Here is a 25,206-nt window from a genome sequence, read left to right as displayed (position 1 = left end):
AGTGGGAGTCTTCTCGACTGAGATAAAATGAGAGAGTCGAAAGCGACAGAAATACCGATTGTGGTGTTTGTGGATTACGTTTTCGGCTCTTTTTTTGATGGAAAATCTGGTATAAAATTTCACAAAAATAATATATTACAACAAGAGAAATCGGGTGGTGTTTCGTTTGGAACGAACATATGGAATCGGCATTATTCTGGGGGTATGCGGACTGATCCTGCTCATTGGAATTTTGAAGAAAAATGCAGAGATTTTGCTGAATTTTGTGGCTCGGACGGTGGTGTGTCTGATCTGTATGTACTTCTTAAATTCCTTCTTTACATCCAGGGGATTTGATGTGGCGATCGGTATCAATCCGTTGAGTCTTTTGACATGCGGAACCCTTGGAATCAGCGGACTTGCGGCACTTTATGGGATCTTGTTCCTTCAGTTGTTGTGATAATGCACAAGTCGAAAAAATGACAGAAAAATGGCTATAGACAGGTGCAGGGAAAGGACTTATAATCGGTTTCACAAAGGAGGTGGAGCACATGTGGAACTAATTCGAATCAGTGCATCGGCAGTAATACTTCTTCTTGCTGTGAGGTCAGATTTTTCGGATGGTATCATTCGAAACAGACTGATTGCGGTGGGAATCCTGATCGGAATTTTGTGTTGGATTCCGGGATTTGAACCAAAGATTGCAGGAGAAGTGATCGGGGGGCTTTTATTACCGATACTGATTTGCTGGATCCCATTTCGTATGCATGGACTGGGAGCCGGTGATATCAAACTGTTCTGTGTGATCGGCTGTCTGAATGGCAGTCGGAATGTAATCTATTGTATCTGTATTTCTTTCCTGCTGGCAGCAGGATTCTCATTCGGCAGATTGCTGAATCAGAGACAGCTTTGGACAAGCATACAAAGCTGTGTCAGCTATTTTCAAATAGTAGTACAAAAGGGAAGGATCATTCCTTATCCTGAACGGACAAGAAAGGGCGCCCGGTTTCATTTTTCGGCGGCTATTTTGTTCGGGTATGCTGTAATTCTGGGGGTGAGTGTATGCAAAACCCTGTTGTGGTGATTGGGGGACTGGAAAAATCTTATATGCAAAAACTGGCGCTGTATCTGAATACACGGATCGGAAAAGATGGTTATGTGGAGTTGTTGGAAGGTTCGGACAGGCAGATGGACTTGCTGGGAAGTTCGGGCAAACAGATGGAATTGCTGGAAAGTTCGGGCAGGCAGATAGATTCTGTGCGGGAAGATATGAGACTTCAAAATGTGAGGCACCAAAGAGAAAAACACTGGGAACTGGCAGTAGGTTCGGAAGCGTTTGTGGTGGCTTTGCAGGAAGCGGGACAGGCAGAACAGATTCTGATCCTTACTGATACGGAGGAAGAAGATGAGACGCATATCAGTCAGTACCAAGCCAGATCGGTACTGTTTCAGAAGATCATTGCGCGGTATCAATCCATTGCCAGTGTAGGGATGCAGATGGCGGCGGTAAAGAAGCAGCACTGGATTGTCTGTACCGGTGGAAACCGGGGAAGTTTGATGGCAGTTTCCGCGCTGTGTGCCTGGATTCTTGCCAGGAGACAACGGGTGTTGTATGTGGAATTTTCGGAAAACAGTGGTCTGGTATCGGTATTTCAACTGGAGTATGGAACCGCAGATATGAGTGATCTTTTTTTACAACTGAGAAAGAATATGGGGACGTCTTTGGAGCTGTTTACCGGGCAGCTGGATGGGATGGATTACATCCGTCCACCGGAAAATGCCATGATTTTGTATGAAATCAGGGAAGAGGATCTGCAGGCTTTTTTGAGGCAGCTTTCCGCAGAGGGGCGGTATGATGCGGTCGTATTTTCCGTGGGAAGCATGATCTGTGGATGTCAGCTTATTTTTTCACAGGCAGAGCGAATCTTGCAGATTTCGGGAGGAGATTTGTGCAGTCGTTGTGCTGCCGGGGAAGAAGTTGCTTTCTTAAAAAAATGTTGTTCAGAAGAAAAAGTAACAAAGCTGGTGGTTTCGGGTTTTTCCGGAGATCTGCCGGGGGTACATCTTTTACATGAATGGTCTGAATCTGAAATGGGACAGCGGCTCAGACAGATATTGAATGCAGAATAAGCATTCACCGATTCTGGTGGGTAGAGCACTAAGCGGTGGTTAGTAAAAAGGGGGAATAGAATGGAGGCTCCATGGCAAGAGATCAAAAGACAGGTGATGGATGGACTTGATATGTCCAGAGAATTTACGGATGAAGAATTAAGAGAGCGAATCGCGCTGGCAGTACGAAGTTACAGCAAAGAAAAACTGCTGTCGCTGAAAGTGCGGGAAAGTTATGAGGAACAGATCTTTAATTCTTTTCGCAGGCTGGATGTATTGCAGGAACTGCTGGATGATCCGGAAGTGACTGAGATCATGGTAAATGGAGAGGCGCATATTTTTTATGAAAAGGCGGGGGCGCTGTATCCGTGGACAAAAGCAGAACTTTCCAGAGAACGTCTGGGTGATATGATCCAACAGATTGCAGGAAGTGCAAACCGGGCAGTGAATGAAGCAAATCCGATTCTGGATACCCGGTTGTCAGATGGTTCCAGAGTAAACATTGTGTTGGAACCGGTATCAGTGGAAGGCTCCTGTATCTCTATCCGTAAATTTTCGAAAAAACCGATGACGCTGGAGCGGTTGATGGAACTGGAGTCTTTATCACAGGAAGTCGCAGAGTTTTTAAAACTTCTGGTGCAAGCGGGATATAACATTTTTATTTCCGGTGGAACCGGCTGCGGAAAGACAACGTTTCTGAATGCATTATCTGCCTATATTCCAAAGACAGATCGGGTGATCACGATTGAAGATTCGGCAGAACTTCAGTTTCAGGATGTGCCAAATCTGGTGCGGCTGGAGACAAGAAATGCCAATGGACAGGGAGCAGAGGAAATCAGTATCCGTGATCTGATCCGCACGGCGCTTCGAATGCGTCCGGATCGGATCGTTGTGGGGGAAGTCCGTGGTGCGGAAGCATGGGACATGTTCCAGGCAATGAATACCGGACATGATGGTTCACTTTCAACAGGGCATGCCAACAGTGACAGGGACATGCTGCTACGTCTGGAAACGATGATGGCAATGGGGGAAAAGGTTGATTTTTCCGTGATTCAGCGGCAGATCGTAACGGGACTGGATATTCTGATCCATCTTGGAAGGATGCGTGACCGGACACGAAAAGTGCTTCAGATCAGTGAATTGTGTGGGATAAAAAATGGTGAGATCTATCTGAATACACTGTATCGGTTTCAGGAGACTGGTGTAAAGGGGGAAAAAGTGCATGGCATCTGGAAAAAAGAAAGTTCTTTGCAAAATCGCCAGAAGCTGGAAGAAAAAGGACTGGCATATTCCGGATAAAGCAGTTGATGTTTTAAAAGGAATTGGTGTTGGGATGGCAGCAGCATTTTTGTTCTATCGTTCAGCATGGGCATTGGTGCTCATTGTGCCGGCAGTCATCGCCTGTGTATGCCGTGGACGGACACGACGGGAGCAGGAACAGATAAAGCGGCTGCAGCGGCAGTTTCAGTCGGCAATGCAGTCTGTGTCGGGAACTCTTGGAGCCGGTTATTCACTGGAATATGCCTGGCGTTATGCACAGGGTGATATGCAGCGGTTGTATGGGAAGGATGCGGATATTGTGCGGGAGTTTGCATACATGAACCGGAAAATACAAATGAGTGAACCGCTGGAACAGGTTTTTTACGAATTTGCATGCAACAGCGGAAGCGAAGATATTTACCATTTTGCGGAGATCCTGCTGCATGTGAAACGAAGCGGGGGAAATCTGACTGAGATCATACGCACGACTACTGTAAAAATGCAGGAAAAAACAGAGGTATTACAGGAAATTGAAACAGCGGTGGCTGCAAAGCGGGCAGAACAGCGCATGATGATGATTTTACTGCCGGTTATTTTGCTTTTTATTACACTGAGTTCACCGGAATATACAGGGGCATTGTATAAAAATCTGGCAGGAGTTTTGGTGATGAGCGCTTGTCTTTGCGGATATCTGGTTGTGTTTTTCTGGTCGGAGAAAATTGTTCAGATTCCGGTGTAGAAGGGGTGAAGATGCGAAAGTGGAAGAGTTGGAAGGAACACAGGAGCAGTATTTTAGCAGTGGCAGTATTTACGTTGCTGTCAGTGATGCTTTTTATTTCACAAAATTATGGGGGCGAACCGGAAGGGACGGTTTCGCGGCAAGGAGAGGGAGAACCGACAGAAAGTCGGACATTTACATATGAGACGGCAGATGGGGAATCACAACAGATCGATCTTGAGGTACACCCGGTGGAGCGGGAAAATGCAGAGGTACAGCAGCTGCTGGAACAGGCGGTGGAAGAATGGGAAGCGGTATTTCTGGGAGAAAACAAATCCGAAAATGAGATAACCGGAAATCTGGTTCTGGAAAATACATTTTGTGACGGGTTGGTGCAGGCGGTATATGAGAGCAGCGATTATACCGTGATACAGGATGATGGAACGGTTGCAAATGAACAGGTTGGGGAAGATGGTGTGATCGTAACATTGCAGGCGGAGTTTTCTTATGCAGATATAAGCCGCACGGAGATTCGGGCATTGCAGGTAATGCCGCCCGTGCAGGGGAGCAGTCAGTGGCTGAGACAGCAGGTTCAGAAGCAATCTGGAAAACAGGAAGCCAAAAGCCGAACCAAGGAAACGTTTCAACTGCCACAGACAGCGGAAGGACAGAAAATATACTGGAAAACAAAAGAAACATCGGACTGGTATCTGCTTTTGCTGCTTGGAGGTGCGGCAGTAGTTTGTCTGGAATGGCAGAAAAAGGATCGGATCAGGCGGCAGGCAAAGCATCGGGAAGCATGCCTGAACCGGGAATATCCACAAATGGTAGAACAATTGTCATTATTGATGGGAGTCGGACTTACGCTGCGAAGAACTTGGGAGCGTATTCTTGAAATGGATCGGAAAATGCAAAAGAAGAAAGGCTATGTACAGCGTATTTATATGAAGGAAATGCATCGGACGTATCTGGATATACGAAAAGGAATGGGGGAAAGAGAAGCCTATGAGCAGCTTGCACGCCGGATCGGGTTACCGTCGTATCGACGACTGGTATCTATTTTAAACAGAAATCTGGAAAAAGGAACCCGTGACGTATGTGAAATGTTGGGGGAAGAAGCACGGGAAGCCTGGGAGATTCGGAAGAATCAGGCGAGAAAGGCAGGAGAAGAAGCCGGTATGAAGCTGCTTTTTCCGATGATGCTGGTATTTGTACTGATTCTGGTTATGTTGTTATTCCCGGCAGTGCAGAGCTTTTCTTTATAGCTGGCTGCTGATTGTAGAAAGCTAAAAGCACTTTGGACTATGCATTGTTAATTTGGGCAGCATGTCACGAGAAACCAGGCAAAAATTTGCCGGTTGTCAGTGGAAACAAATATTGGGTAAAAGATAAATGTATGGAGGGAAACATGGGACAGGAATATATCAGAGAAGGAAAACGTTTTTTATATGAAGAATCAGGTATTGGTGTTGTGGAAATTATCTTGATTTTGGTCGTTTTGGTGGGTTTGATTTTAATTTTTAAGAAGCAGCTGACCAGTTTGGTAAATAAGACATTTACCAATATCAATAACAAAGCAGGAACTCTTTGATGAAACAGAGATTTTGCAGTGGAAGTGTCAGTATTTTCTATGTACTGATACTTGTGGGACTTATATCCGTGCTGTTTGCGTTTCTGGAGGCAGCACGCGTAAGTGCCTTAAAATCGAATGTACATCTGCTTACCGGACAGGCGGAAGATGCGGTGTATGCGTCCTATCAACCGGAGTTGTGGGAACAGTATCATTTGCTGTTCTGGGAGGAGTCAGGAGAAGGAAACACCGGTACATTTCCGGAAGTCTGCAATTTACAGAAAGATGCGGTAGAGCAAAACTGGGAAAGCCAGCAGTTTGGACACAATTTTTTCTTCCTGCAGGCTCATTGCAGCAAAGTAGAGGTGGAACAGTATCAACTGGCAACGGATGACAACGGAGCCGGATATTATCAGCAGGCGGCAAACTGGATGCGGCAGAATGTCGCGGAGGATGTGTTGAAAACGGTATTGCAATCTGTGACAGAGTCAAAGACCGATGGTCTGGAGCAGCGTGGAGAATTGCAGGAACAGGAAGTTTTTCAGGCGTTAGAGCAGATGGATCAATCCGGGAAAACTGCACAGACCAGGGAGCTGCCAGAAGAAACCGGAAATCAGGAGCAGACACGGGTTTTGGCAGAAGCTCAGGAGATAAAGGAAGCAGAAGTTGATGCAGGGAAAACAGGTGAAAATAGTCGTGTGGAACTTGCAAACCGTTCTGATCTGCAGAATCCGCTGGAATGGATGAAAGCTGTCAAAAAGAATGGAGTACTTGCCTTGGTGATGCCGGAACAAAATGTGTCAAATAAGGAACTGGGTCAGACAGAGGGAGTAAACCATACGCATTCAGCAAAGGGAAGCTGGCAGCAGGAAAAAACTGCGTCAGTAACGGATCGGCTGTTGTTTGGTCTTTACTGCCGCGCACATTTTTCTGATGCAACGCAGGAGCGTGGAGACCGGGCATTGGATTATGAGATGGAATATCTGATTGGTGGAAAAAATGCAGATCAGGAAAATCTAAAGGCGGTAGTCAATCGTTTGCTGCTTATGAGAGAAGGCGCCAATCTGCTTTATCTGGAGACAGATTCGACAAAAAGTCAGGAAGCAATGAGTGTTGCACTTGCGCTTACTTCGGTTGTTGCGAATCCAGAGCTTGCAGAACCCGTGAAACATGCTATTTTAGCGGCTTGGGCGTATGCAGAATCCATCAGTGATGTGCGGATCTTGTTGAATGGAGGAAAAGTGTCGCTGGTAAAGAACGATACGCAATGGCATACAGATTTGAAACATCTTGGAGATGCGTTGAATACTTCAGAAAAGAACACAGAGCAGGAAGGATTAAGCTATGACGGTTATCTGCAATTGCTGCTTTGGACAACGTCGGAGGAAAAAATAAGGCAGCGATCCATGAATCTGATTGAGCAAAATACCGGTGTCTGTATGAATCAAATGGCAGGAAAAATAAAATGCTCTGTGGAGTATGAGGCACAACCATTGTCCTGGAATCTGGTGCAGCTTGGAAATAACGAGATTGGCAGCTATCATTTTGCAGAAGATAGTGAAGTATGTTATGCAGAGTCAAAAAAGTAAAGGAGGCGGGTATATTACAGTGCTTTTGTATCGAAGAAAAACAAATAATACAAAATCTCTCTCTATGTTCTCCGGGCAATTGCAAACTTCTCCAATTAATCAAACAGGCAATTTAAAAAATACAAAAGCACTGCAATATGCCCGTCTTCCGGGAAGCCTTACACTGGAAGCAGCACTTGTTACACCATTGTTATTGTTTTTTGTTCTGGTATTTTTACATTTGTTTTTATTGCTTGGAGCACATATTCAGGTGTCTGCCGCGTTGCAGTACACAGCGCGAAGTATGGCCGCTTCTTATACAGATGCGGATGAACCGGGGACGGCAGAAGGATATCTGACGGCGCGGCGCCTGTTCTGGAAGTATATGGAACAGCAGGAACTTTTATCAGATTTATATAGAAGAAACCGGTCAGAAATATCGTTCATCGGAAGTGATTTTTCCGGAGATTTTATCAAACTGCATGCAACATATGAAGTGAAGCTTCCAGTGTTCTGGACAAAATGGGGAAAACTACCAGTGAAACAGCAGATAGTATGCAAAAAGTGGACGGGAGCGTCACTATCATCTGCTGGGGATGAGGATGGAGCATATGTGTATATCACACCATATGGAAATGCATATCACAGTTCGGCAGAATGTAAAACGTTAAAGTTATCGATTCGGAGTGTGCCACGGACGGGAATCAGTGCGCTCAGAAGTGAAGATGGAAGCATTTATTATCCCTGCCGCTGTGCAGGAACATCTTCTAAGAATGTGTATATTACAGATTATGGCACGGAATATCATGGGAATATTGCCTGCTCTGGACTGAAACGTACGGTTTACCGGGTATTAAGATCACAGGTCGGGGATCGGCACCCGTGTATGCGGTGCCAGAAGTAAAAATGGTTCACAAGTTTTTCGTGTGTTCGATTTGAAGCGTATCAGATGGGGACACTGTATATCAGATGGGAGCCAATCCCCCATCTGATATAGCCTCCGGCAGGATTACAGAGGTGCGCAGTTGAAGTATGTCATGCAATTGCATGACGCGCACCTCGCAACAAGAATGGCGGAGCATTCTTGAACTGAATGATGCTTCAGGTAAACTTGATCTGAACATATCGTGACGGGGGGCTATCAAGAAAAATGTAATTATTGAAGGGAGAAAACTATGACAGAGAAAATAGGAAGTATCATTGGAACACCAGTATTGCTATTTTTTCTATATTGCTGTGCACGGGAAGATCATCGATTGAAATTGCTTTCCGTCAGGCGCTTTTGGGTGTTTGGTGGAATTGGGTTGATCTGGTTTTTGATATGTAAACCGTTTTCGTGGATGGAACTGGCAGGAGGAGCGGGATTAGGACTGGTATTGCTTTGGGTGTCACATGTCAGTAAAGAGCAGTTTGGCGCAGGAGATGCATGGATATTTTTTATCAGTGGTATGTTCCTTGGGGCGGAAGAAAATATGAGGTTATTGTTGTGGTCTTTGATTATTTGCGGAATTTACAGCATGGGGATGCTTTTGTTAAAACGAAGATCACGAAAGGAACGGATTGCGTTTGCTCCATTTGTACTGGGAGCAGAAGTATTGCTGCTCCTGAGAAAATGTCAGTTTAGGCGAGGATCTCTGACCGTGGAAGCGTCATTGATTTTTCCGGTATTAGTGCTGCTATTGATGTTTTTCTTGCATACAACGATTTCTGGTTTTATGCAGGTGGAAAAACAGGCAGAGCAGATTCAACAACAGCAGGAATTGGATACGACAGCGGTATTCTGGAAAAACATACATCAGAATAATATAAAAGAAATAATAACAGACAGTATCAAAGAAAGAACGGAGGCAGAATGAAAACAGAATATCTGAGAACGGCAAGCAACAGTTATATGATCATCAAAGATGCCGAATATTTATTTGAACCTTATGAATTGCAGATGGTATTACGAAATAAAATGGAGCATTTACTGTCCATGCAGATTATGATATCGGACGGAAAGACAGAATACTGGTATGATGTGACCGGCATGCAGTCTCTGGCGCAAAAACTGACCATGCAGACTGCCGGAGGGACACTTGTTCGAAAAGTGGCGGAAGAAATCTGTGGTCTGAAAACGGAGCTGGAAGAATATCTGCTGCAGGACACGGATATTGTGTATGATCCGGAAATGATCTTTATGGATCGAAAAGAGACATCGGTGAAATTTTGCTACATTCCAGGTTTTGGAACGGCGAAAAAAGGCGGTGTCAAAAGCCTTCTGGAAAAATTTTTGCAGCGCCTGGATCATTCGGATGCCGCCGCAGTTCGTCTGGCTTACGGACTATATGAACGGTGCGAAACGGATGATCTGACGTTGCGGGATTATTATGACTGTCTTTATGGGAAAAAACAAAAAGAGGATGAAGCAGAAGAACGGCGGATGGATGAAATGATGTATGCAAAGGCAGCTGAAAATCTGGAACGAACAGAGCAGAGACATTCGGAGGATATGCTTGAACTGATGAAAGAGGAGAAGGAACAACCGAAAAAGAAGCGACGCCTTTTCCACCGGGAAAAACGCAAAATGCTGGATCGGTCATCCTTCACGTATGATGTAGAACCGGAAGAAGTGGAACCTTTTATGGTTGCAGAACGAAAACCTTCCGAAAATTGGGAAGAAACCGTATGTTTTTCCGCGGTAGAACGAAAAACGGTATGGGTGTTGGAATATAAAGGAGACGGACTGGAGGATGATCTTCGGATGGAACAGTTTCCATATCGGATTGGCAAGCATGGAAGTAATGTAGAAGGGAAACTGTATGCGCAGACGGTCAGTCGCCTGCATGCACAGATTACGCAGGATGAGGATTCTAATTTATGGATTTCAGATTTTAATTCTACTAACGGAACGTACCTTAACGGACATCTGATTCCTATGAATACACCAGTGCGTATACAGGAAGGAGATCGGGTAATCTTCGCGACAGAGGAATATATATTGAAAAAGAAGTAAAAAATGAACTTAGTCTTAGTGCATATAGTGAGTAGAGGGGAATTTTGTATTCATTGATAACATCGATTGTCCAGTGGCACATTCGACTTGAATTTTTATGGGAATTTTTTTATACTGAAACCAAATAGTCTACTGAGAAAAGAACAGGAGGTTTCAGTATGAAGGACGATAATTGTATTTTTTGTAAACTGGCAAACAAGGATATTCCGACAAATATTATTTATGAAGATGACAGATTTACAGTTATTCTGGATGCAAGTCCGGCAACGAAAGGACATGCGCTGATCTTACCGAAAAACCATGCGGCAAATATTTATGAATTACCGGATGAGGATGCGTCAGCAGTATTTGTTCTGGCAAAAAAACTGGCAACAAAGATGACAGAAATCTTACACTGTGATGGATTTAATATTGTGCAGAATAATGGTGAAGTAGCAGGACAGACCGTATTTCATTTCCATATGCATTTGATCCCGCGTTATCTGAATGATGGCAATCAGGATAAACTGACCTGGAATCATGCAGAATTCACACCGGAAGAGATTGCGGAGATCGCAGCGGAATTGCGTGCATAAAAATCTTGTTTATGGATGGCTTAAAAATTTAGGCTATGAAAGCGCCAGTCATCAATCTTACCTTTGCTGCTAACAAACGCATGCAGATGTAAGATTGCCTGACTGGCGCTTACTTTACTTTTCGCAATGAGTGAAAAGCTTTCGTGATATTATTTTTGTCGATCTTTAAGAAAATGAAGTGAAATCTTATATTTCTGTTACTGGAAAATGTTTATTTCAACTTCCAGTCCGCAGTTTCAGTCTGCAGTTTGACAAGTCGTGCATATTTCCCATTTTTCTTCATCAATTCATCCAAATAACGAAATTACAGCTGTGGCATCAGGTACGATGGCGGCAGTTTTTTTTGCAATTTCTTCCGATGGTACTTTTAAATCCGGGATACATACCACCGGGATATTCGCATTGGATGCCGCTAAAATACCATTTTCGGAATCCTCTAGTACAAGTGCATGTTCCGGTTTGATATCCGTACGTTGACAGGCAGCAAGAAAAATATCCGGATTTGGTTTGGAACGCTGTACCTGATCGCCGCCAATGACAAAAGCAAAGTTTTTATCGAGTTTTGCCAGACGCAGATATTCAACAACAATATCATGTTTTGTGGAAGATGCTACACAGCATGGAATATTGTTGCTTGCAAACCATGCGAGAAGTTCCGGAATGCCCGGTTTTACCGGCGGTCCGTCGCGGCGGATTTTTTCGGTGACAAGTGTACGGCATTTCTGGCTGATTTCTTCTGCCGGGTAATCATCTCCGTAAAGTCTGTGCAGAATGTCAAGTAATTGCTGTCCGCAGGTTCCGAGGGTGTGGATGTAATCATCTTTTTGCTGGGTGTAACCGTATTCTTTCATGACACCGTCTTTGGTGGTCATGAAAAGGCGTTCTGTGTCAAAAATCAGACCATCCATATCGAAAATCGCAAGTGCGGGTATTGCTAAGTGTGAAGTCATAAATTTGCCTTTCTTTTAAAATATAATATGAACTATAATCCAGTATACAGGAAATGAGCCTGAAAGAAAATGATAAATCACTTCTCTCAGACCCATTTTTATATCAGATGGGAGATGACTCACACCTCTATAGGTGGTGAGAAACAAGCTAGTATCAGTGGTGGGAGCCAATCCCCCATCTGATATAGCCTCCGGCAGGATTCCAGAGGTACGCAGTTGAAGTATGTCATGCAATTGCATGACGCGCACCTCGCAACAAGAATGCCGGAGCATTCTTGAATATATGCATGTATGGTTTAAACACTTTCAAATTCGTCGATAATCTCCTGTGATGGCGGTGCAGTCAGAAGGCTGACAATTACGATCGCAGCTGCGGAAGAAAGGAATGCAGGCAGCAGTTCGTAGATACCAAGCAGTCCACCATGCGGTGCGATCAGGAATTTCCAGATAAATACCATGGAACCGCCGACGATCATTCCGGCAAGGGCACCGTTTCGGTTGGAACGTTTCCAGAACAGTGCAAACAGCATAACTGCACCGAAGGTAGCACCAAATCCTGCCCATGCGAAGGACACGATACGGAATACGGAGCTGTCCGGGTTACGAGCCAGAAATACGCTGATAGCTGCGATGATCAGAACAGTAACACGCGCCATTGTCATAGATTGTTTTTTCGTACATTTGATTCCGAAGCAATCCTGCAGCAAGTTTTCTGAAATACTGGAAGATGCTGCCAGAAGCTGGGAATCAGAGGTAGACATGGTACTTGCAAGGATACCTGCAAGGATCAGACCAGCCATCAGTACGGCGAGAAATCCGTGATTGCTCAGCAGGACTGCAGTTCTGACGATCAGTGTCTCTGACTGAGAGGAATTCTCCAGCACGTCCATAGCACCTGTTTTTGTCATGGCGTTTCCGATAATACCGATAAAGATTGCGATAAACATGGAAATAACAACCCAGACAGAAGCGATACGACGGGATGTTTTTAATTTGTTTTCATCTTCAATACCCATGAAACGCAGCAGAATGTGCGGCATTCCAAAGTAACCTAAGCCCCATGCCAGAGTAGAAGCAATGGTCAGTCCGTTGTACGGAGTCGTTCCACCAGTTGCGGCATCGTGGGACATTGTCATGCTCAAATAACCTTTCAGGGACTGGGCATTTGTGATAACGGCATCCATTCCACCGGCCATATGTACACCGTAGATCAGTACGACGATCAGGGCACCGGTCATAATGATACTCTGGATCAGGTCGGTGGTACTTGCTGCCAGGAATCCTCCCAGAGAGGTGTAAGCTACGATAATAACAGCACTTACGATCATGGCAGGCATATACGGTACGCCGAACAGTGTGGCAAACAGTTTGCCGCAGGCTGCGAATCCGGATGCGGTGTACGGTACGAAGAAAATTACGATCATAATCGCTGAAATCGCCAGCAGGGAATTACTTTTGTCCCGATAGCGGTTTGCAAAAAAGGACGGGATCGTAATGGAATTGTTTGCTTTGTGGGAATAGCGGCGCAGACGTTTTGCAACGATGAGCCAGTTAAAATAAGTTCCGATGGCAAGTCCGATGGCGGTCCAACCTGCTTCAGCACAGCCGGACAGATATGCGACACCCGGCAGACCCATCAGAAGCCAGCTGCTCATGTCGGAGGCTTCAGCACTCATGGCGGTCACAACCGGACCGAGTTTTCTGCCACCCAGATAAAAATCACTGGTGTCGTTGTTTTTTCTGGAAAAGAGAACGCCAATCAATACCATAACACCCAGATAGATGATCATGATGATCAGCATTCCAATTGTGTTTGCGTTCATAAAATCAATCTCCTTTATTACGTTACTTCAACAAATTTCTGCCAGTATACCATGAATAAAAATAGACTGCAATACAGAATAAAGTATAGACTATAGTATAGAAAAATTGTGAAAAATATGTATTAAATATGCTAAAATAAAGGAAAAATGAAACTAGACTAAAATATGAAAGAAAATATAGAATAAAAATAAATACAAAAGAAAACGGTATTTTAACAAGAGTAAAACAAGAAAAAGAGGAATTTCATAAATACATCATCCCCCAAAATATGGTTGATAAAATAACCATCCTTATTGATTATAAATGATGATATAAATGACTAACAGTATAAGTTAATGATAGGTGCTGTTATAAATAAAATAGGCTAACAGTGTAAGTTTTACAAATCATAATATGAATGAAATAAACTAACAGTGTAAGCCAATTTGAAAAGTTAATATATGTATTAATTTAGAAATATCTTTATTACGAATCATTGCGAATCTGTGCCAGATAGATCGGCATCGCCGTGGAACCATAAGTTTTCAGTGAATACTCCCCATTGCAGATGCACCAGTCATAAAGCAACGCACGCTCCGCAATCGCATACAGTTTTACCATCTCATTGACGGACAGATCCGTGCGGAACTCCCCGCTTTCCTGGCCTTCCCGGATAATGCGGCGCAACAGTTTATAATAGTAGCGGTTGCGGTCCAGCAGATGTTTTTCCCCTTTTGTAATTAATTGAGTGGATAACAGTCGCGCCAGCAGATCCAGAGAAATACTGTTTTCAATCATGGAAAAAAGCTCCTGATTCAGATAGATCAGCTGTTCATAGCGGGTAGCAAACTGATCCAGCTGAGCTTCCAGTTCCGTATATTTTTCATCAAAAAGGAAAGAAAGGGAGCCAAGCAGGGCATCTTTTCCCTCAAAATAATGATAAAAAGAACCTTTGGATGTGCCGGATTCGGCAATGATCTCATCAATGGTTGTGTCATCGTATCCCTGTTCGTAAAACAGTTTCCATGCGGCAGAAATAATTTTTCCTTTTGTGTTGCGCGGTTGTTTTTTGCTCATATATAAAATCCTTTCAGAAAATAAATACAGGTGGACAAAATTTGATTATTCAAAAATGTTCCAGACATGCTTACTGCGGGATGTTCGTCGTGCAATGCATATCCTGAAAAATGTTATGAAAACAGTTATATTGTAGCAGAAAAAATGAAAAATGTGTGAAAAAACGGCAAAAAAGTGGTGACGGGTTGTGAGAAATAGACAAAAGTGGTAAAATAATATCACAGTTCACGTATCACATATATTTTGCTGACGACTACATTCGCATGAGGAGTTAATGGGATGTATCGTGGACTTTAGGAAGAATTTTGGAGGAACATTTATTATGAAGAAAATCGTAGGAAGACTGCTGAGTGTGTTGTTGATCGCCATGCTGGCTCTGGCAGGATGTGGAACAAAAGATGCAGGAACAGCAGGTGGAAGTGCTTCTACAGAGACTGAGCAGGCTTCGGTAAAGTCAAAGGTGAAGTTTGATGGAACATACACAGCCGGGGATACTGTAAAGATTCAGATGGATCTTACGAAAGAAGGAACCTGTGATTATGGATATATCGGAATGTATAAACTGGTTACGAATGAGGATGGAATGAGGATCCTGAACCTGATCTATTATGGAGAAGAAAATGCAGAAAACAGCAGCGACAGCCAGCTTGCATATGATTCTTATGCAATCCAGCAGAATGAAGATGGCACTTACACCCGATGCAAATACACAGAAGGCGAGACACCAGATTTTTCAACAGGAACACAGATGAGCTGTGCCAGCGGTGATGATCAGATCATGAATGGAGAGCAGTTTGGTGCAGAGTATACATCCGATGGTGGCGCTTTTGTAAAACTCAATGAAGACGGAACCTTTATGTTTGGTGTTCACATGAACTACGCAGCAGACAAAAAACAGTTTGAACTGATTGGTGCAAGCGGATCATCCGTATATACTTATGAGACAGACGATGACCAGAACAGTATTGTTCTGAGTAACGAGGATGGCAATATAGTAATGAGCCTTGAACGGAAGGAGAGTTAAGTTATGAAACCAGAGGGAAGCAACGTAAGCTACAGAGACTTGGCAGAACGTTTTTATGCATTGGATACAGAAGTATACAAAGCATCCGGAAGTGAATTGGGGAAGGTATTTCCGGGACCAAAACACATTTCCGAAAAACAGATTCTGAAAGATTTTGAACATGATGACACGGAAAAAATCAAGGACGAACTGATCCTGATCGGAAATATGATCAAGATCATTCAGGAGAATGGTGGACGCTATGAAGAATTTTTCATTCGTTATGAACATCTGTGCAAAGATATCATGGATGTTTTAGAGGATGATGGATTCCGTGATCAGATTACCAGAGATTTTACAAAAGATCATTTTGGACTGATGTACAAGACAGAGCAGAACCATATTGTAATCTGCATCGCCAGAGAGACAGGAGCAGGCGGTCATGAGATCGGCTCCAGACTGGCAGAACGTCTGGGATTCTCTTTTTACGATGATTCCGTGCTGGATCTGATGATCGATGAACTGGATGAAAAAATGCCGGGAATCGGTGGCAAAGATGCACATTTTATCAAGCAGAGCCGTGTGATCAAATCTATCGCAGAAGCCAGTGATTGTGTCATTGTAGGCCGTAGCTGCGGTCATGTACTGATGACAAATAATATTCCGCGTCTGAGTGTATTTATCGGGGCACCATATGAAAACCGTGTGCGTAGAAAAATGCTGATCAATGATCAGGGGCGCAAAGAAGCAGAAGAATTTATTCGCAAGACGGACAAACGCAGAAGAACTTCCTATGATTATTACACTGGTAAAAAATGGGGCAACCCGGCAGATTTTGATATTTGCATCAACAGTGCATGCTATGGCATTGAAGGAACCGTTGATTTACTGGAAAAATTGGTAAAATATTCACTGGAGCAGAAATAGAATTGATCTCAGTCTGAGTTGAGACTCCCACTTCTGCAAGTGGTGAGTAGTAACAAGTATTTCTCAGTGGGAGTTCAATCTCCGACTGAGATAAATGCTCCGCGAGGGCGCACATTGTCTGGGAGACAATGGTTTTGCGCCGACCGGAACGGAGTGTAGAGTGCAGTGATTCTGAAAAGAAGATGTCAGCTTGCGCTGACCAGAATCACGCACCAAGTCTCACGTGCGTTCGACTTGAATTAATGAAACATTGTAAATAAGACAGTTCAGGCAGACAGCTAAGGAAAGGATCGTTTGTGGGGGAGTTATTTTTTGGAACACAGCTTGTAAAATTGATGAAGGCATCGATTTGCAGATATGATGTTAGTACGGGAGACTGTCAGACGTTTGGTGAAAAACAGGAAGTATATACAACTTCGGAGGAACAGAAGAAAATTTTAGAAAACTGCTTTCACCTGCAGCAAAATGAATATCCGAAAATTCACATGCTGGAAGCGGATATTCTGGTGGCAGAGATTTCGCATACGGATGCACCAAACGTGCGGAGCCTGTTTGGACCGATTCTTCTGGCTCCGACATCAGAAAAACGGTTCAGTCATGCGAACAGGAAGTATCGTATGCTGAAAAAGGTCGGATTGAATCTGCAAATGTGTGAATTGGATACCTTTGTGACGGGAATCCTGCTGTGCTACTATTTCCTGACCGGAAACGAGCTGAGTGTCGCAGAATTTTGGGAACGTAATGAAGAGTCTATGCCAAAGGTGCAGGGTGCCCTGGAAGAGATGACGAAGAATCTGTTTCAGTACCAGGAAAAAGAAAGGGTTGGATTACACAATCCTTATGAACAGGAACAGAGGGAACAGGAAGCAATCCGGCATGGAGACATCGCGGCGTTGAATCGAAGCATCTCTGAGACCTATGAAGGACAGATCGGGCGACTGGCAAAAGATCCGCTGCGCCATCACAAAAATGTGGCAATTGGAAATATCACATTGGCATCCAGAACGGCGGTAGAGGCCGGTGTCAGTGTGGAAAAATCTTTCACCATGGCAGATAATTTTATCCAACAGATAGAAGAAATTGATAATGTAGTAGAAGTGGAGGCGTTCAAACGTGAAGCCCAGCGGCTTTATGCATCCGCGGTTGCAGAAGAACAAAAGTCGGAGACGGGCGGGTATAAAAATCCGTTGATTGGAGAGGTCAAAGATTATATTTTTCGGCATTTTCACGATACGATCCAGATTACAGACATTGCAAAACATCTGAATGTGAATCCGGATTATCTGTCTCATCTGTTTAAAAAACAGGAAAATATCACCATTAAGCGGTATATTTTAAAGGAGAAGATTCGAAGGAGCAGGAATCTGCTACAGTATTCGGACTATTCCATTCAGGAAATCAGTTTTTATCTGGGATTCAGCTCCCAGAGCCATTTCTGTAAGGTATTTCAGGAGATGACCGGAGAGACGCCGGGACGCTATCGGAAGCAGTATGTACATCGTACGAAGTGGAAGATTGTATAAAAATAAAATAAGAAATATAAAAAACAGCTAAGATAATTGATATATCTTAGCTGTTTTTTATTTTATACTGGATATTAAGGTAGGGAGTTTTTCTTATATCCCCAAAGAAAATGAAAACTGCCAAAGCGAGGAGGAGGAGAGATCACATGAAAAGGATGAGACAATTTGCAAGTCTGATCGCGGCAGCAGCCATGGTTGTAACCAGTGTTCCGATGAACGGCTGGACAGTACAGGCACAGGCAGCGACTACGCCATCTGTAGATACTACGGTTAAATTGAAACCGACGGAAGCATCTACATTCAATGATACGAATAACGACGGACTTGGCGAGTTTCAGGGATGGGGTACATCCCTGTGCTGGTGGGCAAATCGTATCGGTTACAGTGACAAATTAACAGAGCAGGCAGCAAACCTGTTTTTCAGTGAAGATGGACTGAACATGAACATCGGCCGTTACAATGTTGGTGGCGGTGATGATATAGCAGACACTGTGACTACGACAAAAGTACCGGTAAACGAGAAAGCTAAATTTTATGATCTGACAGCAGGAACGTATACTTACGGCGGTTCCAACGGAAGTGTAACGACATATTCCAAAATGGCGGATATGACTTATTCCCGTTCTGATGCTGAGTTTGGAATTACCAAAGGGGAGAAAGTTGGTTCTTTCGATAAACTTGGCTGGATCAATAAACTGGGTGATACTGTTGGTTCAGGAGACAATCTACGCTATAACGTAAACGTAGACGAAGCTGGTGAATATACCGTAAAACTTCTGTTGACACTGGAAGGAACAAACAGCAGGGATGTGGCAATTCGTGTTAATGACGACAGCACTCAGGATAAAGTTATTTCTTCAAGTGACATTAATAACAGTATCATTGCAGAGGGTACCAATAATAGCAGCCATTGTATGTTGTTCTGCGTAACGATTTCTGGCGTACAGTTAAATGCCGGTGAAAACACCATTAACATTGCAGGAAAGTCTGACTGGACACTGGATTTTGTCAAGATGGCAGTTGTAAAGACTTCTGATCTGGCGGAACTTCCGGAAGAAGATGAGTTTTTACATCAGTCACATATCGTTCGTTCCGATGGTGGCGTTCCGGGTTATGCGACAGAAGTTACTAAAATTGATACAACAAAGCATGACATTAATTATTATGCTGAAAAATTTGATCAGTATGATGAAGACTGTGGTTATGCATGGAACTATGACTGGGAAGCTGACAAAAATCAGGTTGCAGTTTTAAAAGCAGTTGCAAAAGCCAGCGGAAATGACTTCATCGCAGAGGCATTTTCCAATTCACCGCCATATTTTATGACAGTCAGCGGATGCTCCTCAGGAAATACAGATTCTTCCAAAGATAATCTGCGTGAAGATTCTGTCAATGCATTTGCAAAATATATGGCAGATGTTATGGAACACTGGCAGGAAGAAGGCGTGATCAGCTTCCAGAGTGTAGATCCGATGAATGAGCCTTACACAAATTACTGGGGCGCAAACAGTAATAAACAGGAAGGCTGCCATTTTGATCAGGGAGAATCTCAGTCAAGAGTGCTGGTAGCATTGAACAAGGAGCTGCAGAGCAGAGAAAGCCTGAAAGGTGTGATCATCAGTGGTACAGATGAGACCAGCATTGATACACAGATTTCTTCTTATAATAATTTAACAGATGAAGCAAAAGGCGTTATTTCCAGAATTGATACCCATACTTATGGTGGATCTAACCGCTCCGGATTAAAAACAACTGCACAAAATGCTGGAAAGAATCTGTGGATGTCTGAGGTAGACGGTGCTTATACTGCAGGTACAAATGCAGGTGAAATGACCGCTGCGCTTGGTCTTGCACAGCGTATGATGACAGACGTTAACGGTCTGGAATCTTCTGCATGGATTCTCTGGAATGCCATTGATATGCATGCGGACAGCAGCGAAATAGGTCAGTATTGGGTAAGCAAGGGAAGTGCAAATGATTATCTGAGTATGGATGCTCTGGAAACTGCATGGAAATCCACAACTTCCAGTGGTTACTGGGGACTGGCAGCTGCAGATCATGACAATGAGGAAATCGTACTGAGCCAGAAATACTATGCATACGGACAGTTCTCCAGATACATCCGTCCGGGCGATACCATCATTGGTTCCGACCAGGAGGGAAAAACACTGGCAGCTTATGACGTAGATGGCGATAAAGCAATCATCGTTGCGATCAATACATCAAGCTCCGATCAGAACTGGGAATTTGATCTGTCCGGTTTCGAAGAAATGGGCAGCAAGGTTACCGCAATCCGTACAAGCGGGGATCTGAAGACCGGTGAACATTGGAAAGACGTAACTAAGAGTGATAACATCGTTGTAGACGCAGATGAGCAGTGCTTTACAGCAACGATGAAAGGAAATTCCATTACTACTTATATCGTAGAAGGCGTGAATGGAATCAAAGACACTTCAGATGATAATACAACGGAAAATCCGGAAGTAAGCCAGATTACAATTGCAAAAGATCAGGTAACCGGAAGTGCACCGTGGAATAATGGTACCACAGATGTTGCATCTAATGTTGTAGATAATAATTATGGTACATTCTTTGATGGTGTTAGCAGCGGATATGTTACTTTAGATCTGGGTCAGGAGACACAGATTGGTGCCATCGCTTATGCACCGCGAACAGGTTATGCAAGCCGCTGTGTTGGCGCCGTGATTTCAGGATCAAATGACGGAGAAAACTGGACAGAACTGTATACCATTTCTTCCACACCGGCAGAAAAGACAGATACTATGGTATACTATACCGATTTCAAGACAACGGGAGTACCGTCCTATCGTTACATTAAATATTCCGTTGATGCAAATGGTAACTGTAACCTGTCAGAGTTGAAAGTATATAAGCTGACAGATGCAATTGCAACCAGTATGACAGCACATTATGATATGTCCGTATCAGACGGAAAATTAACAGATGTGTCTGGAAAAGGCAACGATGCAACCTTACATGATATTGATGAGAGCAGCGTGGCTACATACGGAAAAGAAAGCGTATTACAGTTTAATAAAGATGGATATGCAGACATTCCGGCAGGATTAGTTGGAACAGACGGTAAATTCACTGTTCAGGCAACTTTCAGTACACAGACACAGGCAAACCACTGGCTGTGGTGCTTCGGAAGAACGGTTGCTTCCTGGCCAGACGTTGATAATTATGTATTTGTTGGTGTAAATTCTGCACAGGATAATTACAAAGGAAATACACTTGCAGCAGTCAGTGTTGGTGGTGAGTCAAGAATGCCGGCACCGTCTACCACTCCGGGTGCAGGTTATACAACAATTACAGTTGTATCTGATGGAACCAATCTGTATATGTACATGGATGGAACATTAGTATCTACTCTTGAAAACCATGGAAAAGATATTACAAAAACAATTCCAACAGATGATGCCCTTGGATATATCGGAAAATCTCTGTATAACGGAGATCCGTTACTGAAAGCAAACGTAGCCGATATGAAATTCTGGAATACAGCATTAACAGAAGAAGCTGTACAGAAAGTTCTTCCGACCACAGCAGAGAAGAAGAAAATGGTTCTGGCAGATATCCGCAAAGCTGTATTAAACGGAAATGCTTCAGCATCAGAAGTAACAAAAGACATCACATTACCAACTTCCATCGACGGATATGATCTGACATGGACTGTTCCGGAAAATGCAGCAATTACTTCCAATGGAAAAGTAACAGCTCAGGATGATGATGTATATGTAAGCCTTAAAGTCGCTTATGGCGATCAGACTGCAAGCATTAGCCTGAAAGTTCCAGGTGAGAACATAGAATCCACCATGAACGAAGCACTTGCAAGTGTAGATATCCCGAACAAAGATGATGTACGTGGAAATATCACACTTCCGGAAAAAACAGAAAATGGTGTAACAGTCACATGGGAAACAGATCATCCGGAAATCGTAGATGTAGCTTCACATGACAATGAGGACTATAATGCAACACCGGCAGGTACTGTTACAAGACCGGAAAAAGATACAACTGTCAAAATGACAGCAACTCTTTCCTATAAAGGAAAAACAGAGAAAAAAGAAATTGAGATCAAAGTAAAAGCAGCCGCAAAAGAAATTAAAGATTCTGATTATACCGATTACTTCTTTGCATACTTTGCAGGAGAAGGCTATTCCGATGGCGAGCAGATTTATTTTGCATCCAGCCAGGATGGAATGAACTGGGATGATCTGAATGACAACAACCCGGTACTTACTTCTACACTGGGTGAAAAAGGTGTACGTGATCCGTTCATTATCCGTTCACCGGAAGGCGACAAATTCTATCTGATCGCAACAGATCTGAAGATCAATGGCGGAAACGGCTGGGATGCTGCACAGAACAGCGGAAGCCAGAGCCTGATGATCTGGGAGTCTACTGATCTGGTAAACTGGTCTGATCAGAGAATGGTAGAAGTATCTGCTAAAATTGAGGCAGGCTGTACCTGGGCACCGGAAGCAACTTACGATGCAAAGACAGGTGAGTATGTTGTATATTGGGCATCCAGAACACCAAACAAAGATACAAAACAGCGTCTGTACTATGCAAAGACAAGAGATTTCTATACATTTACAGATCCACAGGTATATATCGATTATGATCAGTCCAGTATTGATACAACAATGATCGAGAATGATGGTACTTATTACAGATTTACGAAAAACGAGGGTGGCAGCACAAATGAGCTTGGTGCACTGACAAAAACAATCTTCTTAGAGAAGAGCGACAGTGTATTAGGTACATTTACACAGATCAAATCTGATTCCCTGAACAGCAATCAGTATGTTGAGGGACCGACCATCTTCAAACTGAATCAGGATGATACAAATGGTACTGACAAATGGTGTCTGCTGGTAGATGATTTTGGTGGCAGCGGATATTATCCATTGATCACAACAGATCTGGAAAGTGGCGAATTCACAAAACCAGATGCCGGCACATACAAAATGCCAAGCCGTGCAAGACATGGTACACCGATTCGTGTAACAACAGAAGAGTACAATGCAATCATGAAAGCATATGGTACACCGGAAACAGTGAATACTGTAGGAACACTTGGTGAGACACCTGAACTTCCGGAGACTGTAAAATGCGGAAACGAGCAGGTAGCTGTAACATGGAGCCTGGATGGTGTAAACTTTGATGTAAATCCGTATAGCTATGTAACAGTTAACGGAACAACAGAGAATGGAAAAACAACAACAGCAAGCGTTCAGATGATTCCGGAAAATGTAGAGTACATGATCGACAGTAATAATACAGAATCTGCTACATGGCAGAATGTAAAATCTGTAAGCAAAAAACTGCTGAATACAGATGCTGCAGATCAGGCTAAGACAGAGGATAACAGCTGGGGCTACACAAGTGTTGTTGGTGACTCCGGAGATATCAAAGGCTTCAGTCAGTCAAGTGTATCCAATCCATATACAGGCGGCTGGTGGGCACGCAGCGGAAAGAACATTACCTATCAGGTAACACTTCCGGCAGGTGACCATGAGATCATGCTTGGAAGTACCGGCTGGTGGAATATGAACCGTGAGATGGATGTATATTATTCCGTAAACGGCTCTGATGAAACAAAACTCTGTGATTTTGATGCAGTAAAGAATGCAGAGTCCTGTGCACAGGGAACGATTTCTCTGGATAAAGAATCGGTTGTAACGCTGACGGTAAAAAAAGCAGCAAATGATGATCCGATTTTAAGCTGGATCAGTATTTCAGATGTAACAAAACGTGATACTACTGAACTGCAGAAAGCTTATGATGAAGCAAAAGGATACCGGGAAAATAAAGCAAATTATACAGCAGGCAGCTATGCAACATATGAGACAGCATTAAAAGAAGCAGAAAGCTTACTTGAGAATCCGACAATTCAGACAGAAATTGATGCAGCAGCTACAAAACTGCAGGATGCAGTAAAAGGTTTAGTAGATATCAGTGAATTAAGAAGTCTCTATAATGAGAATAAAGATATCGCAGGCGATGCTTATACTGCAGACAGCTACAAAGTATACACAGATACACTTGCAGCAGCAGAAGCAGTTCTTGCCAACGATGATGCAACAGAAGAAGATGTGGCAGATGCGATATCCGAACTGACTAATGCCGTAAATGGTCTGGTTAAGAAACCTGTTGAGCCGACACCGGGTGAGAAACATGCAGATGGTCTTTCCGATGTAAAAGATGCAGATGGCAACTGGTATTACTACAAAGACAACAAAGTAGCAACCGATGTAACAACAGTCGCAAAGAACAAAAACGGCTGGTACTATGTAGAAAACGGAAAAGTTGACTTCAACTATACCGGATTTGCTTCCAATGAAAATGGTGACTGGTATGTAGTAGAGGGAACCGTTGGATTTAATGTAAACGATGTGATCAAAGATACAACCGGAGCATTAGGCAAAGGAAATTGGTATTATGTAGTGGACAGCAAAGTTACTTATACTGATACCGTAGCAAAGAATGCAAACGGCTGGTGGAAGATCACAAACGGAAAAGTTGATTTTGATTACACCGGAATAGCAAAGAACCAGAATGGCTGGTGGCGCATTGTTGATGGAAAAGTAGACTTTAACTGCAATAGCGTAGAGAAAAACGAAAACGGCTGGTGGTACATCCGCGGCGGTAAAGTAGATTTCAGCTACACAGGAATTGCAAAAAATGCAAACGGCTGGTGGCGCGTTGTTGATGGAAAAGTAGACTTTAACTGCAACAGCGTAGAGAAGAATAAAAACGGCTGGTGGTACATCCGCGGCGGTAAAGTAGACTTCAGCTACACAGGAGTAGCAAAGAATGCAAATGGCTGGTGGAGAATTGAAAACGGTAAAGTAAACTTCAATTTCAACGGCATGGCACAGAACAGCAACGGCTGGTGGTACATCCGCGGTGGAAAAGTAGATTTTTCCTATAATGGTTATGCAAACATCCGTGGTGTCAGATGCAAAATCGTCAATGGAAAAGCAATGATCTAGGTCTGTCAGAATCATAAAAAAAATCTAAGTAATATAAAAAACGGCTAAGATATTTGATATATCTTGGCCGTTTTTTACTTTATACTGGTGGTAAGCGGTGAACGTTTATGACTTTCCCCCAGAAAGT

At 43.4% G+C, this 25,206-nt stretch carries 19 protein-coding genes; 16 read left to right on the top strand and 3 right to left on the bottom strand.

Annotation, left to right across the window (positions count from 1 at the left end):
• Nucleotides 1-166: 166 nt before the first annotated feature.
• The 12 genes from DXB15_RS10730 to DXB15_RS10675 all read left to right on the top strand — a co-directional run bounded on the left by DXB15_RS10730 (nucleotide 167) and on the right by DXB15_RS10675 (nucleotide 10,774).
• Complete coding sequence (locus tag DXB15_RS10730; protein ID WP_109214372.1) at nucleotides 167-439, top strand: pro-sigmaK processing inhibitor BofA family protein; 273 nt, start codon at nucleotides 167-169, stop codon at nucleotides 437-439.
• 93 nt (nucleotides 440-532) lie between these two features.
• Entirely contained in the window at nucleotides 533-1,063 is a 531-nt protein-coding gene (locus tag DXB15_RS10725) for a prepilin peptidase (protein WP_158582253.1), read from the top strand.
• Complete coding sequence (locus tag DXB15_RS10720) at nucleotides 1,042-2,109, top strand: hypothetical protein (RefSeq protein WP_118702953.1); 1,068 nt, start codon at nucleotides 1,042-1,044, stop codon at nucleotides 2,107-2,109. The genes DXB15_RS10725 and DXB15_RS10720 overlap by 22 nt, the downstream gene beginning before the upstream one ends.
• Nucleotides 2,110-2,169: 60 nt before the next feature.
• The gene (locus DXB15_RS10715; protein ID WP_118702952.1) at nucleotides 2,170-3,387 is read left to right on the top strand and encodes a CpaF family protein; all 1,218 of its coding nucleotides are present in this window, start codon (nucleotides 2,170-2,172) and stop codon (nucleotides 3,385-3,387) included.
• Entirely contained in the window at nucleotides 3,311-4,087 is a 777-nt protein-coding gene (locus DXB15_RS10710; protein WP_109214368.1) for a type II secretion system F family protein, read from the top strand. Before DXB15_RS10715 ends, DXB15_RS10710 begins: the two co-directional genes overlap by 77 nt.
• Nucleotides 4,088-4,098: 11 nt before the next feature.
• Nucleotides 4,099-5,331, top strand: a complete 1,233-nt coding sequence (locus tag DXB15_RS10705) for a type II secretion system F family protein (protein WP_118702951.1) — start codon at nucleotides 4,099-4,101, stop codon at nucleotides 5,329-5,331.
• 143 nt (nucleotides 5,332-5,474) lie between these two features.
• Nucleotides 5,475-5,657, top strand: a complete 183-nt coding sequence (locus DXB15_RS10700) for a Flp1 family type IVb pilin (protein WP_181369240.1) — start codon at nucleotides 5,475-5,477, stop codon at nucleotides 5,655-5,657.
• Nucleotides 5,657-7,225 carry a DUF5702 domain-containing protein gene (locus tag DXB15_RS10695; RefSeq protein WP_118702950.1) on the top strand — a complete coding sequence of 523 codons (1,569 nt, stop codon included), beginning with the start codon at nucleotides 5,657-5,659 and terminating at the stop codon, nucleotides 7,223-7,225. The genes DXB15_RS10700 and DXB15_RS10695 overlap by 1 nt, the downstream gene beginning before the upstream one ends.
• 19 nt (nucleotides 7,226-7,244) lie before the next feature.
• Entirely contained in the window at nucleotides 7,245-8,108 is an 864-nt protein-coding gene (locus DXB15_RS10690; protein WP_109214371.1) for a hypothetical protein, read from the top strand.
• A gap of 271 nt (nucleotides 8,109-8,379) precedes the next feature.
• Nucleotides 8,380-9,060 carry a prepilin peptidase gene (locus tag DXB15_RS10685; RefSeq protein WP_109216812.1) on the top strand — a complete coding sequence of 227 codons (681 nt, stop codon included), beginning with the start codon at nucleotides 8,380-8,382 and terminating at the stop codon, nucleotides 9,058-9,060.
• Nucleotides 9,057-10,199 (top strand): DUF6382 domain-containing protein, encoded by a 1,143-nt coding sequence (locus DXB15_RS10680; protein WP_109216811.1) that lies wholly within the window; start codon nucleotides 9,057-9,059, stop codon nucleotides 10,197-10,199. The genes DXB15_RS10685 and DXB15_RS10680 overlap by 4 nt, the downstream gene beginning before the upstream one ends.
• 158 nt (nucleotides 10,200-10,357) lie before the next feature.
• Nucleotides 10,358-10,774 carry an HIT family protein gene (locus tag DXB15_RS10675; protein ID WP_109216863.1) on the top strand — a complete coding sequence of 139 codons (417 nt, stop codon included), beginning with the start codon at nucleotides 10,358-10,360 and terminating at the stop codon, nucleotides 10,772-10,774.
• Nucleotides 10,775-11,061: 287 nt separating this feature from the next.
• Here DXB15_RS10675 and DXB15_RS10670 read toward each other — a convergent pair whose 3' ends face one another.
• The 3 genes from DXB15_RS10670 to DXB15_RS10660 all read right to left on the bottom strand — a co-directional run bounded on the left by DXB15_RS10670 (nucleotide 11,062) and on the right by DXB15_RS10660 (nucleotide 14,604).
• The gene (locus tag DXB15_RS10670) at nucleotides 11,062-11,724 is read right to left on the bottom strand and encodes an HAD family hydrolase (protein ID WP_118702948.1); all 663 of its coding nucleotides are present in this window, start codon (nucleotides 11,722-11,724) and stop codon (nucleotides 11,062-11,064) included.
• Nucleotides 11,725-12,020: 296 nt separating this feature from the next.
• Entirely contained in the window at nucleotides 12,021-13,547 is a 1,527-nt protein-coding gene (locus DXB15_RS10665; protein WP_118702947.1) for a sodium/proline symporter, read from the bottom strand.
• Between the two features lie 466 nt (nucleotides 13,548-14,013).
• A complete protein-coding gene (locus DXB15_RS10660) occupies nucleotides 14,014-14,604 on the bottom strand; it encodes a TetR/AcrR family transcriptional regulator (protein ID WP_118702946.1) in 591 nt (196 codons plus the stop codon).
• 322 nt (nucleotides 14,605-14,926) lie between these two features.
• On the opposite strand from DXB15_RS10660, the gene DXB15_RS10655 reads away from it, so the two are divergent.
• From DXB15_RS10655 to DXB15_RS10640, 4 genes are all read left to right on the top strand, one after another.
• On the top strand, nucleotides 14,927-15,628 hold the full coding sequence (locus DXB15_RS10655; protein ID WP_118702945.1) for a hypothetical protein: 702 nt from the start codon (nucleotides 14,927-14,929) through the stop codon (nucleotides 15,626-15,628).
• A 3-nt stretch (nucleotides 15,629-15,631) separates the two neighbouring features.
• Nucleotides 15,632-16,534 carry a cytidylate kinase-like family protein gene (locus tag DXB15_RS10650; protein WP_118702944.1) on the top strand — a complete coding sequence of 301 codons (903 nt, stop codon included), beginning with the start codon at nucleotides 15,632-15,634 and terminating at the stop codon, nucleotides 16,532-16,534.
• 296 nt (nucleotides 16,535-16,830) lie between these two features.
• The gene (locus tag DXB15_RS10645) at nucleotides 16,831-18,057 is read left to right on the top strand and encodes a helix-turn-helix domain-containing protein (RefSeq protein WP_118702943.1); all 1,227 of its coding nucleotides are present in this window, start codon (nucleotides 16,831-16,833) and stop codon (nucleotides 18,055-18,057) included.
• Between the two features lie 146 nt (nucleotides 18,058-18,203).
• The gene (locus DXB15_RS10640) at nucleotides 18,204-25,079 is read left to right on the top strand and encodes an immunoglobulin-like domain-containing protein (RefSeq protein WP_118702942.1); all 6,876 of its coding nucleotides are present in this window, start codon (nucleotides 18,204-18,206) and stop codon (nucleotides 25,077-25,079) included.
• Nucleotides 25,080-25,206 lie beyond the last annotated feature (127 nt).

Origin of the sequence: Roseburia sp. OM02-15 (assembly GCF_003481835.1) — a bacterium.
Classification (GTDB): Bacteria; Bacillota; Clostridia; order Lachnospirales; family Lachnospiraceae; genus Eubacterium_I; species Eubacterium_I ramulus_A.
This window is presented reverse-complemented; position numbering and strand designations above follow the sequence as displayed.

Bases quoted from the DNA above. Each gene is read 5' to 3' on its own strand.
- DXB15_RS10655 (WP_118702945.1), top strand. From the start codon at position 14,927: ATGAAGAAAATCGTAGGAAGACTGCTGAGTGTGTTGTTGATCGCCATG.
- DXB15_RS10650 (WP_118702944.1), top strand. From the start codon at position 15,632: ATGAAACCAGAGGGAAGCAACGTAAGCTACAGAGACTTGGCAGAACGT.
- DXB15_RS10705 (WP_118702951.1), top strand. From the start codon at position 4,099: ATGCGAAAGTGGAAGAGTTGGAAGGAACACAGGAGCAGTATTTTAGCA.
- DXB15_RS10700 (WP_181369240.1), top strand. From the start codon at position 5,475: ATGGGACAGGAATATATCAGAGAAGGAAAACGTTTTTTATATGAAGAA.
- DXB15_RS10665 (WP_118702947.1), bottom strand. From the start codon at position 13,547: ATGAACGCAAACACAATTGGAATGCTGATCATCATGATCATCTATCTG.
- DXB15_RS10670 (WP_118702948.1), bottom strand. From the start codon at position 11,724: ATGACTTCACACTTAGCAATACCCGCACTTGCGATTTTCGATATGGAT.
- DXB15_RS10685 (WP_109216812.1), top strand. From the start codon at position 8,380: ATGACAGAGAAAATAGGAAGTATCATTGGAACACCAGTATTGCTATTT.
- DXB15_RS10660 (WP_118702946.1), bottom strand. From the start codon at position 14,604: ATGAGCAAAAAACAACCGCGCAACACAAAAGGAAAAATTATTTCTGCC.
- DXB15_RS10640 (WP_118702942.1), top strand. From the start codon at position 18,204: ATGAAAAGGATGAGACAATTTGCAAGTCTGATCGCGGCAGCAGCCATG.
- DXB15_RS10715 (WP_118702952.1), top strand. From the start codon at position 2,170: ATGGAGGCTCCATGGCAAGAGATCAAAAGACAGGTGATGGATGGACTT.
- DXB15_RS10710 (WP_109214368.1), top strand. From the start codon at position 3,311: ATGGCATCTGGAAAAAAGAAAGTTCTTTGCAAAATCGCCAGAAGCTGG.
- DXB15_RS10675 (WP_109216863.1), top strand. From the start codon at position 10,358: ATGAAGGACGATAATTGTATTTTTTGTAAACTGGCAAACAAGGATATT.
- DXB15_RS10695 (WP_118702950.1), top strand. From the start codon at position 5,657: ATGAAACAGAGATTTTGCAGTGGAAGTGTCAGTATTTTCTATGTACTG.
- DXB15_RS10680 (WP_109216811.1), top strand. From the start codon at position 9,057: ATGAAAACAGAATATCTGAGAACGGCAAGCAACAGTTATATGATCATC.
- DXB15_RS10720 (WP_118702953.1), top strand. From the start codon at position 1,042: ATGCAAAACCCTGTTGTGGTGATTGGGGGACTGGAAAAATCTTATATG.